This is a genomic window from Maricaulis sp. (assembly GCF_048268525.1).
Taxonomy (GTDB): domain Bacteria; phylum Pseudomonadota; class Alphaproteobacteria; order Caulobacterales; family Maricaulaceae; genus Maricaulis.
In genome coordinates this window covers 13,347-30,476 of the sequence record NZ_JBLWVH010000023.1, presented here as the reverse complement: position 1 = coordinate 30,476, position 17,130 = coordinate 13,347, and the positions used below count along the sequence as shown (strand labels likewise).

The 17,130-nt window shown below is 64.3% G+C and carries 14 protein-coding genes; 5 read left to right on the top strand and 9 right to left on the bottom strand.

Annotated features, from left to right (window positions below):
- Positions 1 to 15: 15 nt before the first annotated feature.
- The 7 genes from ACN0X9_RS12005 to ACN0X9_RS11975 form a co-directional block, all read right to left on the bottom strand.
- Positions 16 to 1,221, bottom strand: coding sequence for an acetyl-CoA C-acetyltransferase (locus tag ACN0X9_RS12005; RefSeq protein WP_417487816.1), 1,206 nt, complete (start codon positions 1,219 to 1,221; stop codon positions 16 to 18).
- 72 nt (positions 1,222 to 1,293) lie between these two features.
- Positions 1,294 to 1,899 carry an FMN-binding negative transcriptional regulator gene (locus ACN0X9_RS12000; protein WP_417487815.1) on the bottom strand — a complete coding sequence of 202 codons (606 nt, stop codon included), beginning with the start codon at positions 1,897 to 1,899 and terminating at the stop codon, positions 1,294 to 1,296.
- The gene (locus ACN0X9_RS11995) at positions 1,899 to 2,324 is read right to left on the bottom strand and encodes a hypothetical protein (protein ID WP_417487814.1); all 426 of its coding nucleotides are present in this window, start codon (positions 2,322 to 2,324) and stop codon (positions 1,899 to 1,901) included. Before ACN0X9_RS11995 ends, ACN0X9_RS12000 begins: the two co-directional genes overlap by 1 nt.
- The gene (locus tag ACN0X9_RS11990) at positions 2,321 to 2,791 is read right to left on the bottom strand and encodes a hypothetical protein (RefSeq protein ID WP_417487813.1); all 471 of its coding nucleotides are present in this window, start codon (positions 2,789 to 2,791) and stop codon (positions 2,321 to 2,323) included. Before ACN0X9_RS11990 ends, ACN0X9_RS11995 begins: the two co-directional genes overlap by 4 nt.
- A gap of 4 nt (positions 2,792 to 2,795) precedes the next feature.
- Positions 2,796 to 3,962 carry an acyl-CoA dehydrogenase family protein gene (locus ACN0X9_RS11985; protein ID WP_417487812.1) on the bottom strand — a complete coding sequence of 389 codons (1,167 nt, stop codon included), beginning with the start codon at positions 3,960 to 3,962 and terminating at the stop codon, positions 2,796 to 2,798.
- 137 nt (positions 3,963 to 4,099) lie between these two features.
- Complete coding sequence (locus tag ACN0X9_RS11980; RefSeq protein WP_417487811.1) at positions 4,100 to 5,890, bottom strand: acyl-CoA dehydrogenase C-terminal domain-containing protein; 1,791 nt, start codon at positions 5,888 to 5,890, stop codon at positions 4,100 to 4,102.
- Between the two features lie 70 nt (positions 5,891 to 5,960).
- The gene (locus ACN0X9_RS11975) at positions 5,961 to 6,443 is read right to left on the bottom strand and encodes a MerR family transcriptional regulator (RefSeq protein WP_417487810.1); all 483 of its coding nucleotides are present in this window, start codon (positions 6,441 to 6,443) and stop codon (positions 5,961 to 5,963) included.
- A gap of 133 nt (positions 6,444 to 6,576) precedes the next feature.
- On the opposite strand from ACN0X9_RS11975, the gene ACN0X9_RS11970 reads away from it, so the two are divergent.
- The 5 genes from ACN0X9_RS11970 to ACN0X9_RS11950 all read left to right on the top strand — a co-directional run bounded on the left by ACN0X9_RS11970 (position 6,577) and on the right by ACN0X9_RS11950 (position 13,839).
- Complete coding sequence (locus ACN0X9_RS11970) at positions 6,577 to 8,217, top strand: hypothetical protein (RefSeq protein WP_417487809.1); 1,641 nt, start codon at positions 6,577 to 6,579, stop codon at positions 8,215 to 8,217.
- A 284-nt stretch (positions 8,218 to 8,501) separates the two neighbouring features.
- Positions 8,502 to 11,636 (top strand): peptidoglycan-binding protein, encoded by a 3,135-nt coding sequence (locus ACN0X9_RS11965; protein WP_417487808.1) that lies wholly within the window; start codon positions 8,502 to 8,504, stop codon positions 11,634 to 11,636.
- Between the two features lie 6 nt (positions 11,637 to 11,642).
- Positions 11,643 to 12,575 (top strand): sulfite exporter TauE/SafE family protein, encoded by a 933-nt coding sequence (locus ACN0X9_RS11960; protein ID WP_417487807.1) that lies wholly within the window; start codon positions 11,643 to 11,645, stop codon positions 12,573 to 12,575.
- Entirely contained in the window at positions 12,576 to 13,334 is a 759-nt protein-coding gene (locus ACN0X9_RS11955) for a TIGR02186 family protein (protein ID WP_417487806.1), read from the top strand.
- A 37-nt stretch (positions 13,335 to 13,371) separates the two neighbouring features.
- Positions 13,372 to 13,839, top strand: coding sequence for a DUF3429 domain-containing protein (locus ACN0X9_RS11950; RefSeq protein WP_417487805.1), 468 nt, complete (start codon positions 13,372 to 13,374; stop codon positions 13,837 to 13,839).
- Between the two features lie 40 nt (positions 13,840 to 13,879).
- Here ACN0X9_RS11950 and pdeM read toward each other — a convergent pair whose 3' ends face one another.
- Positions 13,880 to 14,581, bottom strand: a complete 702-nt coding sequence (gene pdeM / locus ACN0X9_RS11945; RefSeq protein ID WP_417487804.1) for a ligase-associated DNA damage response endonuclease PdeM — start codon at positions 14,579 to 14,581, stop codon at positions 13,880 to 13,882.
- Entirely contained in the window at positions 14,574 to 17,048 is a 2,475-nt protein-coding gene (locus ACN0X9_RS11940) for a ligase-associated DNA damage response DEXH box helicase (RefSeq protein WP_417487803.1), read from the bottom strand. Before ACN0X9_RS11940 ends, pdeM begins: the two co-directional genes overlap by 8 nt.
- Between the last annotated feature and the right edge of the window lie 82 nt (positions 17,049 to 17,130).

The following is a 17,130-nucleotide window of genomic DNA, read 5'->3' as shown; positions in this document are numbered from 1 at the left end:
TCTCCTGCTCGCCCCTTAAACCCGCTCGATGATGGTCGCGGTGCCCATGCCGCCGCCGACGCAGAGCGTGGCGAGGGCGGTTTCCTTGTCCGACCGTTCCAGCTCATCCAGCGCCGTGCCGAGGATCATCGCACCGGTTGCGCCCAGCGGGTGACCCATGGCGATCGAGCCACCATTCACATTCATGATGTCGTGGTCGATGTTGTAGGCCTGCATGAGGCGCAGAACGACGGCGGCGAAGGCCTCGTTGAGCTCCCACAGATCAATGTCCTTGGCGTCCATGCCGGCCTTTTTCAGGGCCTTGGCGGTGACCGGAACCGGACCCGTCAGCATGATGGTCGGCTCGGAACCGACAGAGGCCATCGAGCGGATACGCGCCCGCGGCTTGAGACCGGCACGCTCGCCTGCCTCTTTCGAGCCGACGAGAACCATGGCCGAGCCATCAACGATGCCCGAGGAATTGCCGCCGGTGTGGACCCAGTTGAGATATTCGACTTCCGGATAGCGCTGGGTGGCGACCGCTTCAAAACCGACAAAGTCAGACATGTCCTTGAAGGCCGATTTCAGCGAGCCGAGGCCCTGCATGTCCGTGCCCGGACGCATATGCTCGTCATGGGCGAGAATCGTGGTGCCCAGCTGGTCCTTCACGGAAACTATGGACTTGGCGAACCGGCCCTCTTCCCAGGCCCGCGCGGCGCGCTTCTGGCTTTCCATCGCATAGGCGTCGACATCATCGCGCGAGAAGCCGTACTTGGTGGCGATCAGGTCGGCGGAGATGCCCTGCGGCACGATGTAATGGTCGAAGGAAATCTCCGGGTCGACACCCATGGCGCCGCCATCCGAGCCCATCGGCACGCGCGACATGGCTTCGACACCGCCGCCAATGGCGAAATCGGCCTCGCCACACATGACCTTGGCGGCCGCGACATTGACCGCTTCCAGGCCCGAAGCGCAGAAACGGTTGATCTGGTAGCCGCCGGTGGTCTCGGCATAATTCGCATTGATCACGGCCGAGCGCGCGATATTGGCGCCCTGTTCGCCGACCGGCGAGACGACACCCATGATCACGTCATCGACAAGCGAGGTGTCGAGATTATTGCGGTCACGGATCGCGGCGAGCTGCTGGGTGGCCAGCTGCAGCGCAGTGATCTCGTTGAGCGCTCCGTTCTTTTTCTTGCCGCGCGGCGTGCGCGTGGCGTCGAAGATATAGGCTTCTGTCATGGTCAGTTCCTTTCCCTTGGCGGGATCTTTCCCTTTATCGACTCAAAACTCGGATGAAGGCGCGGCACGGGACTAGTCATCCTCTTCCGCCTCGTCTTCGATCATGTGGTAGGCAACGGCGTGTTCGCCGCGTTCATTGAGGGCCTGGGCGATGCGCAGGCGTTCCTCCAATGGCTTGTTCTGGGAGAGCTTGGCCTTGCCCTCCAGGCGGTCAATCTCGAACTCGAAAGGCTGGATGGCCAGTTCCAGCATGGCCCGACGCTTCTCTTCCAGATTGGTGATCCGCCACTCGCTTTCAAAGTCCGCGATCTGCGACGAAAGCGCCCGCTCGGCCTCGACACCCTCAAGCGGCACCAGCGTGCCAAAGGCGTGCACGGCGACATAATTCCAGGTCGGCACATTCTCGTCCGGCCGCGAATACCAGGTCGGTGAGACATAGGCATGCGGACCGGTGAAAACCACCATCGCCTCCCTGCCCGCCTTGATCGCCTCGGACGCCGGATTGGCCATGGCGACATGGCCGATCAGGACCAGGCGCTCATCGGCCAGTTTGAAGGGGATATGCGTGGCGGCGAGATCAGGCTCGCCAGGGATCAGCAGCAGACCGAAATCATACGAGCGCATAACCGCCCGCATCTCGCTCTCGTCGTCCATCTTGAAATGTGTGGGCGTGTACATCAGGCGCGCTTCCCGGAGACGAAGATGAGGGCGACAAGAAAGGCGGCGCTGGGCGCCAGCAGGGTGAGGACCATCGGCACCAGCGAGTAGAGCCGCAATTGCGCAAACTCGGCCGGGTTTTCACCGCCGAGCAGGAGATGGGTCGGAATGGAGATCAGGATCGGCGCGGTGGCGATCACCCAATAGCCGATCAACGCCGCCAGTACGCGCAGCCGCGAGCCAAGCAGAAACGACATCCCCAGCGCAAACAGGGTCGCTACGACCGGCGGCAGGGCCAGGCCCAGCCATTGCGGATAATCCGCCAGCGCGAAACTCGCCCCGAACCAGATGCCCGAGCCCAGCCGCGCCGCCAGCACTGTCCCCGCACCGCCAGCGAGAGCGGCGATGAGGAGGGAGCGCAGGGAATTGTCGCGGGCGGCGGTCATGCGCGTCTCCGGAATTTAGACAGCCAGCTTCCCAGCACGATCAGCCCAATCAGCAACAGCACGCTCAGCCCTGTCTCTCCGAACGAGAACATCCCAGCACCGAAAGCACTATCCGGAGCGGCGCTGATCCAGTGCGGCAGCATGGCTCCAACGTAGCCAATGACTTGCAAGACGAAGACGACAATCAGGCCCGAGATGCCCCAGACAACGGTCCCGCTGCGCTTCAAAAGCGCGCCGACCAACAGGCAAGCCAACGCCACCGCAATCCCGCTAACGGCAATCTGGGCGTCCATAACGGCCTGCATTGTGCGCGGCTCGGACATGAAATCCGCGGGCAGAAGGTTTACTAACGAGCTGAAAACACCTGACGCCAAGTCATAGGCCAGCAAAGGCGCCATGCCCGCGAGGACGGACAGCGCCTTTGGTCTGTGATCGACCGACCCGGCAAATGTCGCACTCTCATTCATCAGCCTAAAGCGTCCTCGCAATCAGCAGCTTCATGATCTCGTTCGTCCCGCCATAGATCCGCTGAACGCGGCTGTCGGTCCACATTTTGGCGATCGGGTATTCGCGCATATAGCCGTAGCCGCCATGCAGCTGGACGCATTCGTCCATGACTTCATTCTGGGCTTCGGAGACCCAGTATTTGGCCATCGAGGCGGTAGCGGCGTCGAGTTCGCCCTTCATCAGGCGTTCCGAGCAGTGATGGGTGAAGACCTCGGCCAGGGTCGCCTTGGTCTTGCATTCGGCGAGCTTGAACTGGGTGTTCTGGAATTTCAGGATCGGACGGCCAAACGCCTCGCGTTCCTTGGTGTAGTTGATCGTCTCGTGCAGGGCGCGTTTCATGGCGCCGACGCCCTGGACGGCGATCTGCAAGCGTTCCTGGGGCAATTGCTGCATCAGCTGGATGAAGCCCTGGCCCTCTTCCTGACCAAGCAGCGCGTCAGCAGGAACCCAGACATCCTCGAAGAAGAGCTCGGCCGTGTCCTGGGCCTTCATGCCGACCTTGTCGAGGAGGCGGCCGCGACGGAAGCCCTCGACCTTGTCGGTCTCGACCATCAGCAGGGAGACGCCGTCAAAGCCCTTGGACGGGTCGGTCTTGGCCACCACGATGATGAAGTTGGCCGAACCGCCATTGGTGATGAAGGTCTTCTGGCCATTGATGCGATAGCCATTGCCGTCCTTGATCGCCGTCGTCTTGACGCTCTGCAGGTCCGAGCCCGTGCCCGGTTCCGACATGGCGATGGCGCCGATCAGATCACCGGAAATCATCCGCGGCAGGACCGACTTCTTCTGATCTTCCGAGCCGTAATGGGTGACATAGGGCGCGATGATGGAATTGTGCAGGCCGACGCCCCAGCCGGCTGCGCCGATTTCGGCGCCTGCCGTGTGGAAGACGTATTCATGGCCCCAATCGCCACCGGCGCCGCCATATTCCTCGGGCACGGAGGGGCACAGGATCCCGGCCTTGCCAGCCTTGGTCCAGATCTCGCGATCGACCATGCCCTGCTCTTCCCAGCGTTCGGCATTGGGCACGCATTCCTTGGCCATGAAGCCGCGCACCGAGTCCTCGAACATCCGCACATCCTCGCGCTCGAGAAAAGCCGGACGCGGCACATTGAGTGGATCCTGAAACATGAAACGTCCTCCCCAGACGGTTCTTTGTGTGACGGGCCTGACCGCAGATTGGCGGATGCCCTTTATCAACCGGAATTGTGTGGCGGGCCGTTCTCTTTTGCCGGAACGGTCCCGCCGGTGTGCACGTCAGTTAGCGCCTAGAAGGCGTCGGCTTCCAGCGCCATCATCGAGTCGGCGCCGGCCTCGACCTTGGCCAAGTGCATGGCCGCTTCCGGGACCCAGCGGTCGAGGAAATAGCGACCGGTGGTGAGCTTGTTGGCATAGATCGGGTCGGTCTCGCCGGCGGCGATCTTGGCCGAGGCGACCTTGGCCATTTTCGCCCACATATAGGTCAGCGAGGTCAGGCCGAAGAGGCTGAGATAATCGTGGCTGCCAGCGCCGGCATGGTCGAAGTTTTCCAGCGCATTGTTCATCAGCCAGTCGGTGGCCTGCTTGAGCTTGGCCTTGGTGTCGGCGACGGCCTGCACAAAGGGCTGGGTCTCGTCATTGCCGCCCTCGGCGACAAAAGCGTCCAGCTCGGCGAAGAAGGTGGTGATCGGACGCATGCCGTTCATCGCCAGCTTGCGACCCACGAGGTCGAGCGCCTGGATCCCGTTGGTGCCTTCATAGATCAGGGTGATGCGGGCATCGCGCAGGAGCTGGGACGCGCCCCACTCTTCGGTGAAGCCAGAGCCGCCGTGGATCTGCAGGCCGGAGGAGACCATGTCATAACCCTTGCCGGTCAGATAGCCCTTCACGATCGGGGTCAAAAGCGCCATGTAGTCGCCGGCCTTCTCGCGCATCGCCGGATCGGAGGCCTTCTCCTCGAGATCGCCTTGCAGGGCGGTCCACAGGGCAAAGCAACGGGCCGCCTCGACGAAGGACTTCTGGTCCATCAGCATACGACGCACGTCCGGGTGGACGATAATCGGATCGGCCGGGCCGTCCTGGTTCTTCGGTCCGGTCAGGGAGCGGCCCTGCAGGCGGTCCTTCGCAAAGCCGAGCGATTGCTGATAGGCGGCCTCGGCCAGGGCGTAGCCCTGCAGGCCGACGCCCAGACGCGCCTCATTCATCATGATGAACATGATTTTGAGGCCCTTGTTCTCGTCACCGACGAGCCAGCCGGTTGCTTCGTCATAGTCCATGACGCAGGTGGCATTGCCGTGAATGCCCATCTTGTGTTCCAGGCCGCCACACTTGGCCGCGTTACGCTCGCCCGGATTGCCATCGGCATCGGGGATGAATTTCGGCACCACGAAAAGCGAGATGCCCTTCACGCCTTCCGGCGCGCCTTCGATGCGGGCGAGGACGAGGTGGATGATGTTTTCCGCCATGTCGTGCTCACCGGAGGAAATCCAGATTTTCTGGCCGGTAATCTTGTAGGAGCCGTCAGCCTGCGGCACGGCCTTGGTGCGCAGGAGACCGAGATCGGTGCCGCAATGCGGCTCGGTCAGATTCATCGTCCCGCCCCATTGGCAGGAGATCATCTTGGGCAGGTAGAGCGCTTTTTGCTCATCAGTTCCGCCGGTCGCCAGCGCCGCCGCGGCACCCAGGGTCAGACCCGGATACATGCCGAACGCCATATTGGCCGAGGACACCATCTCGTTGAAGGCAAGGTTGAGAACATGCGGCAGGCCCTGGCCGCCATAGGCCGGGTCCGAAGACAGCGCCGTCCAGCCGCCTTCCGACATCTGATGAAAAGCCTCTTTCCAGCCGGTTGGCGTCTTCACATTGCCGTCGGCATCGCGCGTGCAACCTTCCTCATCGCCGACCTTGGAGATCGGGGCGAGCACGCCCTCACAGAATTTGGCACCCTCCTCGAGGATGGCGTCGACCGTGTCGGCATCAGCATCGGCAAAGCCGGGCAGGTCGCCATACTGGGCGATATTGAGCACGTCATGCAGGACAAAACGCTGGTCACGAACCGGGGCGCGATACGGGGTGGTCATGATGGGTCTCCGGGGAGCGGGATGTGGATTGTTTGATTACGGGTTCAGGTCGGCAGCGACGTCTCGGGTCTCAGCCCGGCGACAATCCGCTCCAGTCTTCAAGATGGGCGTTGGCCAGCGCTTCGAAGGCGCGGGCGCGGCGGCGGACATCGTCCGGCGGGGTTCTGTCTTCCAGACGCTCACGCATCCAGTCGAGACCGGCCTCGAGCTCGGCCAGGGCACGGGCAACATCCTCTCGCTGCTGTTGCAGCACGGTGATGCGATGCTCGAAGCGCTTGATCGCCGGTTCCAACCGTTCGCGGCCGCCACGGTCGATGGCTTGCAGGTCGAGAATTTCCTTGATCTCGTCGAGGGCGAAACCGACTCGCTTGCCACGCAGGATCAGCTCGATCCGGGCCCGGTCCTCGGCGGTATAGACCCGCGCTGCACCGCGGCGCAGCGGATGGATCATCCCCTTCTGTTCGTAGAAGCGCAGCGTACGCGGCGTGATATCGAACTCGTGAGCGAGCTCGCGAATGGTGAATTCGGCATCGGGTGCGACAGGCTTGATCATGGGGTGAATGGTGTTCATGAAGTGACGCGAACGTCAACGTCAAATATATGACAATCCGGAATCCGCAGTGCCCACGGCATTCTTCACCCATTGCCCCTTTCATCTTCGTGGCGCGCACGGCAAAGTCCGCTCCATGTCGCGTCACCTTGCTTTACCCGCCCTTCCGCTAGCAGCCCTGCTGCTTTTGCCAACCCTCACGGCGGAGACGCTCGGCCAGGCGGGCGAGCCCGATCCGGGCTTTTCCATTCTCGCCCAACCGGCCGGCATCACCGAGCTGACGCCGGATGAAGAAACACCCGACACCAGTGATGAAAACTACACGGTCATCGGGCCCCATCTGACCCGCGACGCCTATCTGGCCCTGCGCGGCACCGATGATGACTATGTGTTGCGCACCCGCTGGCAAATCGTGCGCACAGCGCTGGACGGTACGGAGCTGGGCCGCGAACAGCGCGAAATCGTCATCGGAGACGGCTATGTCACCGAGACCGGCACTGCAGAGCGCATCATCCAGGACTTCGCCACCGCCCGCACACTGACCCGGGCACCGGCACTCGACGGTCCGGTTATGCGCAACGAGCCGGTCGTCTCGCATGTGCATCGGCAGATGAATACATTCGCGTTCTATACCGAAGGCGGCACGCTGGACGCGGTGACCGGTCCAGGCGGCACCTCCTTCGACCGCTTCTGGATCGAGGCCGCCATGGGCGTCCGCCTCGCCGAGGCGGACCTGATATCAAGCACGACCGCGGATGGCCCCATTGACCTGCGCCGCTCGGCCGATGGCGCACCGGTATTCAGTCACCGCAGCGACGGCTTGGGCGCCGGCGCGCCAGCGGCCCTTTTCCGCGGCTGGTTGCAACACACCGTGCCGGTCCACCCGGACGCACTTGCAACGCTCAGCGACGCGGCAGGCCTGCCCGAAAGTTTCAGCTTCCTCGTCTACAGCCCGTCCAGCCCGCAAGGCCGTCGCGAGTCCTGGGCACGGCTGAGCAGCCATGAAGACCAAGCCAGCTTCCCCTGGCCGGACGGACTGGCACCGGCGCGCGCCGACAGCTACCAGATCGACGATCCGGCCATTGGCCTGCTGCTGCAGACAGGTCTCGATGCCGCCGCCCAGCCCTCCGCCACGCCGATCGAAGCTGATTTCCTGGCAGCCGCCGACGCCGCCCAGCGCCGCGCCGATCCAGCCGGCGCCTATCTCGCCCTCTATCAAAGCTCTCACCATCAGGGGCCGTGCGGCAACGACACCCCGTCGCCGGTCTGCAACCGGATGAGTCAGGTGACAGCCGCCGGGATCGGCAACAGCACGTTTGAAACCCTGATGACCGGCATCAGCCGCATGCAGAGCGACCGGCCATCCGCCCTGACCATCCTGCGCGAGCACCTGCGGCGAGACGGCCTGGAAGGCGCCGCCGCCAATCTGCTCGCCGCCCAGGCGCTCGCCGCACTTCGCAGCGCCCAGCCGGATGCCCTTCCTGACCTCAATCTGCCCGCCCTGTTCGCCACAAGCGCCCGCAATGATCCCTTTGCGCCGATGACTTTCTGGCATGGCGGCCGCTATGTCGCGAGCCAGGGCGATGTGGAGACGGCTTGGCTACTGTTTGACATCGCGCGGGCCCTGCCGGCCTCCCGTTCGATGCCACCCTCGCTTGAAGCTGCAGCGATGAGCGAGCAGTTGCAGACACTTGCCCCCGGCTTCTTCGTCCAGACAAATTTGCCGGCAGCGGAAGCGGACCCCGCAGACGAAACCGGCGACAGCGACGAAAACTGAGTCCCGGCACACACTTATCCACACATTTTACCCACCATTAACCGAGTCAGAGCCTTGTTCAGACTCAGGTTTTGGCGCCCGCGTGCGTCGATCTGAGATTTGGTGTGGAAACACTACATATTGGGTCTCCACCCTCGGTTTACACAATATTAACCACGGAATAGCCTTCCGCAGGTTAGGCTGAGCGAGCGAATCAAATGTCGTCTATGGGTAACCCTTGGAGCGTAAAGGGGATCGATCCCCGCGCCCGGGCGAGAGCCAAGACGGCCGCGCGCAAGGAGGGCATGACCCTCGGCGAATGGCTCAATCGCGTCATCCTCGAAGACAATGACCCCTCGTCCCCGCAATGGGATGACGCCCTGGAAGCCTTTCCGGGCTTTGGCGGACAGGACGGTCTGAGCGAGGACGAGGACAAGCTGCTTCGGGCAATGGTCAACCGCCTGTCCGAACGCGTCGACAGCAGCGAACAGATGTCGGCCCGCACACTCGGCGGCATCGACAAGGCGATCACCCAGCTCGCCGAAAAAATCAGCAAGACCGGTGAACGTACCAATGCGCAGCTGGCAACGGCGCGCGACAGCATCGACCGGGTCAAGAAGGCCCAGGACGAGCTCGGCGAGCGCGTCCGCTCGATCGAGACTTCCGGTGGCAGCGGCGCCTCTCCCGACACAGTGAAGGCGGTCGAGACCACCATCATGAAGCTGGCCCGCCGTCTCTACGAACACGAGAACGACACGGCGGCCCGCGTCCACGAAGTCGGCGACGACACCAAGCGCCTCGCCGAGAGCCTTGAGGATCGTCTTGCCAGGCTGGAAAACCGAGCCGAAGACTTTGCCGACATCAACAAGCGGCGAGAGGACCGGACGTCTGAAACGCTGAACGGACTGCACACCTCCACCGAAATGCTGAAGGCCCGCATCGAGGGCACCGAGCGCGTCACCAATGATGCGGCCCGGCTTCTGGAGACGTCCTTCACCCGGCTCGACGACCGCCTGCGCCAGCTCGAGACCCGTAACTCCTCCGACACCGTCGACCTGGAGCGGCGCTTCGAGCGTCTGACCGATGACGTCGCCCGCACCATTGCCGACACCCGCAACCAGGTCAGCCAGGCGCTCAACAAGGCTGCCGCCGAGCCCCGCGTCGACCGGCTTGAAGACGCGCTCGCGAAGGCCCTCGACCGGATTGATACCGCCGAGCGCCGCCAAGGCGACAACATGTCCCGCCTGGGCGAGGAGATCACCAAGCTCGCCGGCGCGATCGACCGCCGCCTGACCGAGAGCGAGCGTCGCTCGACCGAGGCGTTGCGCGAAAACCAGTCCGAACAGAAGCTCGACCGCCGCCTCGATGAAGTCCGTCAGGAACAAAAGGACTCCATGAAGCGCATGGGCGAAGAGGTCACCCGCCTCGGCCGCGCCCTGGGCGAACGCATCGTCAAATCCGAACAGCGCGCCAGTGCCGTCGTCGAGACCGCCACCGACCGCATGGCCCAGATGATGGACCGGCTGGAACAGTCCGGCCGCGAAGACAATCTGGATGGCCGCCTGCGCCAGTCGGAAGAGCGTACGGCGCAACGGATCGAAGAGGCGCTGACCGGGGTCAAGGACCGGATGAGCGCCGTAAAGGCCGAAACCGAGCAGGCCCTGTCACCGGTCCAGCGCGCCATGTCAGCCCTCGCCGACCGTCTTGAAGCCATCGAAGGGCGAGGCAAGGGAGACACCACACCCGCCAAAGACAACGCAAAGGCAATAGCGGAACACGCCCCCGGCGCGACGGCCGACGACATTGATTTCGACACGCCGCTCTCGCCGCCACCGCAAGCGGAAACCCCGGCCGGCGGCTTCGAGATTGATGGCGATGACCCATTCCTCGCCGAGGCGGGCCCTGCCGCACCGCTTGCCAGCAAGCCAGCCGCCCAGGCAGCCGCGGCGGCCGCCGCGCCGATACTGCGGGAACAGTCCTCCCCGCGCCCAGCGCCAACCCAAGCCCGGGGCCCTGTCCAGCCTCCGGCCCAGCCCGCACGTCCCCAGCGCATGGGCGCGACAGCCGACGCCGATTTCCTTGCCGCAGCCCGCGAACGCACACGAGCCGGGATGCCGGGGCAGCCGGCCGAGAACATCACCCGACGCGCGCCGCGATCCAATCTCGGACGGACCCTGCTCTACGCGTTGCCAGTGGTCGCCCTCGTGATGCTGTCCGGCGCCGGCGCCCTGCTGATCTGGGAAGCCTGGCAAGGCGATGGCGAACGAGTCGCCGCAGAAGCCGCGGCCGAACGCAACTTTATCGCCCAGGTCGAAGCCGACCTCTCCGGCACCGATGCCATGCACGCCGCAGAGCCCTCCGGGACTCCAGACCCTTCTGATACAGCCGCGACTCCCGCAACGTCAGACGCCGGCCAAGCCGCCACACCTGCCGACACGCGGGCCGCCGAGACGCGTATGGCAGAGACTTCACCCGACGCCGGCACGACACGGGCTCCGACCAATCAGGTAGCCGATGCCAGCGGCACCAGCCTGCCGGCACCCAGTACCGCCCGCGATACCGCGGCGCCGACATCGCGCACGCCCGAACCCGCACCGCGCACGACCGCACCGGACACCTCCACCGGGCCCGCCCGCACAACGCTGGAAAGCGCCGCCGCAGATGGCGATCCGGTCGCCCGCTATCAACTCGGCGTCCGCGCGCTGGATTCCGGTGATGCAGAAACCGCCGCCATTCTCCTGCGCCGTGCCGCCGAACAGGGTGTCCCCGCGGCGCAATATCGCTATGGCAAACTGCTGGAAACCGGCGAAGGTACCGAGATCAATCTCGAGGACGCGCGCCGCTGGACCGAGCGCGCCGCCAATGCCGGTCATCGACGGGCCATGCACAATCTCGGTGTGATGTACTATTATGGCAGCGGCGCCGCCCAGAACATGGAAACCGCGGCGCGCTGGTTCCAGGAGGCGGCCCTGCTCGGTCTGCGTGATTCACAATTCAATCTGGCGCTGCTCTATGAGACCGGCGACGGCGTCCCGCTGAGCCTGCCCGACGCCTATGCCTGGTTCTCGATTGCCGCCAGCGACAGCGACCCGACCGCCGGCGAGCGCGCAGCGACACTTGCTGAACTGATCGAACCCGCCGCGCTCGAAGCGGCCCGGGCAACTGCCGCCGGCTTTACGCCGCGCCCGCTCGATCCCGAAGCGAACGGACTTTACACCGGCCTGCCATGGGAGCGGGTTGCGACAACGGACACAGCAACGGTTCGCCGTGCCCAGGGCTTCCTCTCGGTGCTCGGCTATGGTCCCGGCCCGATCGACGGAGAGATCGGTGGCCGAACCCGCGACGCCATCATGCAATTCGAGGCAGACCAGGGCCTGCCCCGCACCGGACGTGTCGATGCTGTTCTTGTTGAACGGCTCGAACGCGCCGCTGCGGGCTGATCGGCGGTGCAGATCTACCTCCCGATCGCAGAAATTTCAGTCAACATCTTCCTATTGCTTGGATTGGGCCTCGGTGTTGGTTTCCTGTCAGGCATGTTCGGTGTCGGCGGCGGCTTCCTGATGACGCCCCTGCTCTTCTTCATCGGGGTTCCGCCGGCTGTCGCGGTCTCGACCGAAGCCAACCAGATCGTCGCCTCCTCGGCTTCCGGCGCGCTGGCGCACTGGAAGCGCAAGACCCTCGATATCAAGATGGGCTCGCTATTATTGGTTGGCGGCTCGGCCGGCTCGATATTCGGGGTCCAGCTGTTTGCCTTCCTGCGAAGCCTCGGCCAGATCGATCTCATCATTTCGCTGAGCTATGTCAGCTTCCTGGGAATTGTCGGCGGACTGATGTTTGTCGAAAGCGCCCGCTCCATCCTCAGACGCAATGATCCGGCAGCCGCCCGTGCCCACTCCGGGCACCGCAAGCGCGGCTGGATCGACAAGCTCCCGTTCAAGATGCGCTTCCCGGCTTCCGGCCTCTACATCTCGGTGATCCCGCCGGTCCTGATCGGCTTCTTCGTCGGAACACTCGCCGCGATCATGGGCGTTGGTGGCGGCTTCGTCATGGTCCCGGCGATGATCTACATCCTGCGCATGCCGACCAATGTCGTGGTTGGCACATCCCTGTTCCAGATCCTGTTCGTGACGGCGCTGACCACCTTCCTGCAGGCAACCCAGAACCAGACCGTCGACGTTGTGCTCGCTGTCCTGCTGATCATCGGCGGAGTCATCGGAGCCCAGCTCGGCGCCCGAGCCGGCCGCAATGTCAAAGCAGAGGAGCTGCGCGCCTTGCTGGCGATGATGGTGCTGATCGTCTGCCTGAAACTGGGCTGGGACCTGGTCGCGCAGCCGTCTGACCTGTTCGTGGTTTTACCGCGCGGCGGGGAGGGTCACTAGATGCTGACCGGCCTGATCCTCGGCCTGGCCCTCCAGGTCCAGCCCCAGATCGCCAATGAGGCGCCCGGCATCGTCGCCGCGCTGACCCATGAGACCGTGGAAATTCGCGAGGACTTTGCGGGAATGGAGCTGGTACTCTACGGCGCCACCCGCGGCATGACGATCCAGGACGAGGTGGTGGTGGTGCTGCGCGGTCCCGGGCGCGAATTGCGGGTGATGGAGAAAGCCCGCAATTTCGGCATCTGGGTTAATTCCGCACCACGCGAATTCCAGGACATCCCCAGCTATTACGCCATCGCCACGTCATTGCCCCTTTCGGATATCGCCACCCACGAGCAATTGGCGGGCAGCGGCATCGGCCTGACCGCGACCCTCGAGAGCAATGCGGGCGAAACCGGCGCGGTGACGGACCGGGACCAGTCCGACCCTTATCTGGCTGCCATTGCCCGCGCCGGTTTTCGCGACAATGTCTATGCCGAAGCCCAGCGCGGCGTTGAAATCCTTGATGGTGGCCTGTTTCGCGCCACCATCGCGCTGCCCCCCCTGACCCCGGTCGGCAATTATGTCGCCGAAGTTTACCTGTTCCGGGACGGCCGCCCAATCGCCAGCCGCTCGACCAGCCTGCGCGTCGAGAAAGCCGGCATCGAGCGTTTCGTCTATGAACTCGCTCACGACCGCCCGATGCTCTATGGCCTGTTCTGCGTCTTTATCGCCATGATTGCCGGCTATGCCGCAAATCTGGCCTTCAGCCGGCGTTGACCCTTTCCCGCGCACCGTCTCCGCCTACCTCTGGCGTATGATCGACAGAAAACCCGTTCCGAAAACCCCGCTATTGCTTGGCCTCGCCGGCTGGATACCCTTCTGGCTCCCGGTCATACTGACCGCCCAGGCGGCCTTCTCCGGCCGGAGTGCCGCGGCCGAGGCCGGACTGTTCGTTATTTATGCCGCCATCATCCTCGGCTTTCTGGGCGGCGTCCGATGGGGACGGGCCCTGTCCGACGAAGACAGCAATGCCCTGACCTTCACGCTGTCGATCACCCCGAGCCTTGCGGGTCTCGCAGCGACATTCCTCTACTGGGCAGGCGCCCCGCTGACCGCCTTCACCCTGGTGTTTGCCAGCCTGTTCATGCACTGGCGATGGGATACTGCATCGACCTGGCAGAGCATTCTGCCAGCCTGGTATGGCCGCCTGCGCAGCGTCCTGACTTTGGGGGCCTGCACGGCCGCGCTGGCAATGTTGGCGCTTTATCCGATGACTGTCTGACCGGGCGCCCGACCTCCGGTCCGACGGCTTCAGATGCGCGCTAACGCCGGTCCCGCACGCAGGACCTGGCGCCGACGGGATAGACGCGGGAACGCCCCATCACCAGGGCATCGGGCACCTGTCCGAAACAGCGTTCAAAGGCCGGATCGAGAATGTTGAGGCCGCCGGTATAGGCGCCGAAAGCCGGCATGATCAGCCGCGAGCCGTCTGTCGCAAAGCACCGTGCCCGAACAGAGCGGCCCCTGCCGCGCACCCTGGCGCATGGGTGTAGATGGCCGGCGATCTCACCAGGCGCCGGCCCTTCAGTAGGCTCGTGACGCAGGACCAGTGTGCCCAGCTCCAGCCCGTGCAGCACTTCGCCGCCAAACTGCGGCGGTGGAGCCGGGTCATGATTGCCTTCGATCCAGATCCAGCGCGACACGCCGGCGACGAGGACGGCCAATTGCTCGGCATCGGCGCCATCCATGCGGCGGTCGGCAAGGCGGTCGTGAAAACTGTCACCAAGCGCGATGACGGTGTCCGGCGCGTGACGGTCAATGGCGGCGGCAAGGCGGCGCAGGGTGGTGCGCGTGTCGTAGGGCGGCAGCATCTGGCCGCGCGCGCCGTAGGACGAGCCCTTCTCGAAATGCAGGTCCGAGACGACCAAGGTTCCAAGCTCCGGCAGGACGAGGACACCGTCAAAGTCAGCGATGGCCGCCTGTCCGTCCAGGTCGAACGGGAGATCGGCGCGCTTGTCAGTCAAGCCGGACGGCCTCGGCGATGAGATCTTCGGCGGCATCTTCAAGTATGCTGTCATGACCTTCGCCATAGACCGCTTCCTTGCCGATCTCCAGCATCACCGGCACGGCCAGCGGCGAGATGCGATCCAGCCGGACATGACTGATCCGGCCTTTCACGCGGGACAGGGCCTCACCCAGCCGTCTTATGTCGAGCAAGCCGGAGGCGGCATCGTGCCAGGCGGCGCGCAACAGGACGTGGTCCGGCTCGTGTTCGCGGAGCACGTCATAGATCAAGTCGGTCGAGAAAGTGACCTGGCGGCCAGTCTTTTCCATGCCCGGAAAGCGCCGCTCGATCAGCCCGGCGATCACCGCACAGTTGCGAAAGGTGCGCTTCATCAACTGGCTCTCTGCGAGCCAGGCATCGAGATCATCGCCCATCATGTCTTCATCGAACAGCCGGTCGAAATCGACATCGGACAGATCGCGCAGGCCCCAGACCGAGAGCGCGTATTCATTGGCGACGAAGCCCATCGGCTGCAGGCCCATGCGTTCCAGCCGGCGGGTCAGCAACATGCCCAGCGTCTGGTGCGCCAGCCGGCCCTCGAACGGGTAGCAGACGAGATAGTGTCGCCCGGCGCGCGGGAAGGTCTCGACCAGCAGGCCGTGCGCATCGGGCAGGCGCGAGCGGGTCGATTGCAGGCTTAACCAGTCACGCACCTGTTCGTGCAGCTCATGCCATCGGTCCGGACACTGGACCAGGTCGCGCACACGTTCGGCGAGATAGGTCGAGAGCGGGAATTTTCCGCCCTGGTAGGACGGGACTTTCGGGTCTGCGTCGGCCGCGCGCGTGACCCTCGCCTGCATCTCCTCAATGCCGACGAACCGCAGCACCTGGCCGGCGAAGACGAAGGTGTCGCCGGGGCTGAGCTGCTCGACAAACCATTCCTCGATTTGACCCAGCCTGTGCCCGCCGCGGCCCCGGCCCGAGACCACCACGTCCAGCATCGGCGCCTCGACAATGGTACCGACATTCATCCTGTAGCGCTGGGCGATCTGCGGCGTGCGCGCCCGCCAGATGCCGTCCTTGCGACAGACCAGGCGGCGAAAGCGGTCATAGGTATTGAGCGCATAGCCACCGGTGGCGGTGAAGTCGAGCAGGCGGTCAAAGGTCGCGCGGTCGAGATGGGCATAGGGTGTAGCGCTGCGGACTTCGTCAAACAGGGCGTCTGCCGCAAAGCCGTCACCACAACCGCGGCCCATGATGTGCTGGGCGAGGACATCCAGGGTGCCGGCTCCCAACGGTTCGCCATCAAGCGCGTTCTCGGCCACCGCCTCGCGGGCGGCCTGACATTCGAGATGCTCGAACCGGTTGGTCGGTGCCAGCAGGGCTCTGGAGGGAGCATCGAGACGGTGATTGGAGCGGCCCAGACGCTGGATCAGTCTGGATGAGCCTTTCGGCGCGCCCATCTGGATGACCAGGTCGACATCACCCCAGTCGATCCCGAGATCGAGCGTCGAGGTACAGACGACCGCCTTTAGCCGGCCTTCGGCCATCGCCTTTTCCACCTTGCGGCGCTGTTCCGGCGACAGCGAGCCATGATGCAGGGCAATCGGCAGGTTGGCATCATTGAGCGCCCACAGCGCCTGGAAGGTCAGCTCGGCCTGGGAGCGGGTATTGACGAAGACCAACGCCATCTTCGCCGTCTTGAGGCGGGCATAGACATCGCCCAGCGCGTGCCGCCCGGAGTGTCCGGCCCAGGGAATGCGGTCGCTCGGATCGAGTATTTCGACCTCGGGTCGGGCCCCGGCCGACCCGCGCACAATCTTCGCAAAGCGGTCGCCACCGACCGGTTGGGTCACCAGCCAGCGCGCCAGACCGCCTTCGTCAGCCACCGTCGCCGACAGGCCGGCGCGCGTCGCATCCGGCGCCCAAGTCTGTATCGTCGCGAGGTCGAGCGCCAGCAGGTCGCCGCGCTTTTGCGCTGCCAGAGCATGAACTTCATCGATGATGATACGCTTGAGATCACGAAAGAAGGCTTCGGCGTTGGCGGTGGCGCAGAACAGCGCCAGTTGTTCCGGTGTGGTCAGCAGAATGTCCGGCGGGCTGGCCCGCTGACGCTGGCGGTTGGAGGCCGAAGTGTCGCCGGTGCGCGTCTCGATGCGAACGTTTAGGCCGAGCTCCTCGACCGGCATCATCAGATTGCGTGCAACATCGACCGAAAGCGCCTTGAGCGGCGATATGTAAAGCGTGTGCAAGGCGTGCGGACGGGTCGGGCCTTGCCCCTGGATACGCTGTGCCAGGTCGATCAGGCTGGGCAGGAATCCGCCCAACGTCTTGCCGCCTCCGGTTGGAGCAACCAGCAATGCATCCTCGCCCGCCCGGGCGGCCGTGATCATCTCAAGCTGGTGCGAGCGGGCGGTCCAGCCGCGTGTCGCGAACCAGTCTGCAAAGCGTTCAGGCAAGGCGTCGGCGACCAGGCGTGTCGGCATGTCTCGCTTCCAGCGCCAGTGATGACGCTCTCTTTTCCTTGCAGGGGGGATGGCTGCCCGAAGCGTCCCCCTGCCGGTTATG

Coding starts and splice junctions, on each gene's coding strand:
- ACN0X9_RS12005 (WP_417487816.1), bottom strand. CDS start 1,221: ATGACAGAAGCCTATATCTTCGACGCCACGCGCACGCCGCGCGGCAAG.
- ACN0X9_RS12000 (WP_417487815.1), bottom strand. CDS start 1,899: ATGTACACGCCCACACATTTCAAGATGGACGACGAGAGCGAGATGCGG.
- ACN0X9_RS11995 (WP_417487814.1), bottom strand. CDS start 2,324: ATGACCGCCGCCCGCGACAATTCCCTGCGCTCCCTCCTCATCGCCGCT.
- ACN0X9_RS11990 (WP_417487813.1), bottom strand. CDS start 2,791: ATGAATGAGAGTGCGACATTTGCCGGGTCGGTCGATCACAGACCAAAG.
- ACN0X9_RS11985 (WP_417487812.1), bottom strand. CDS start 3,962: ATGTTTCAGGATCCACTCAATGTGCCGCGTCCGGCTTTTCTCGAGCGC.
- ACN0X9_RS11980 (WP_417487811.1), bottom strand. CDS start 5,890: ATGACCACCCCGTATCGCGCCCCGGTTCGTGACCAGCGTTTTGTCCTG.
- ACN0X9_RS11975 (WP_417487810.1), bottom strand. CDS start 6,443: ATGATCAAGCCTGTCGCACCCGATGCCGAATTCACCATTCGCGAGCTC.
- ACN0X9_RS11970 (WP_417487809.1), top strand. CDS start 6,577: ATGTCGCGTCACCTTGCTTTACCCGCCCTTCCGCTAGCAGCCCTGCTG.
- ACN0X9_RS11965 (WP_417487808.1), top strand. CDS start 8,502: ATGACCCTCGGCGAATGGCTCAATCGCGTCATCCTCGAAGACAATGAC.
- ACN0X9_RS11955 (WP_417487806.1), top strand. CDS start 12,576: ATGCTGACCGGCCTGATCCTCGGCCTGGCCCTCCAGGTCCAGCCCCAG.
- ACN0X9_RS11950 (WP_417487805.1), top strand. CDS start 13,372: ATGATCGACAGAAAACCCGTTCCGAAAACCCCGCTATTGCTTGGCCTC.
- ACN0X9_RS11940 (WP_417487803.1), bottom strand. CDS start 17,048: ATGCCGACACGCCTGGTCGCCGACGCCTTGCCTGAACGCTTTGCAGAC.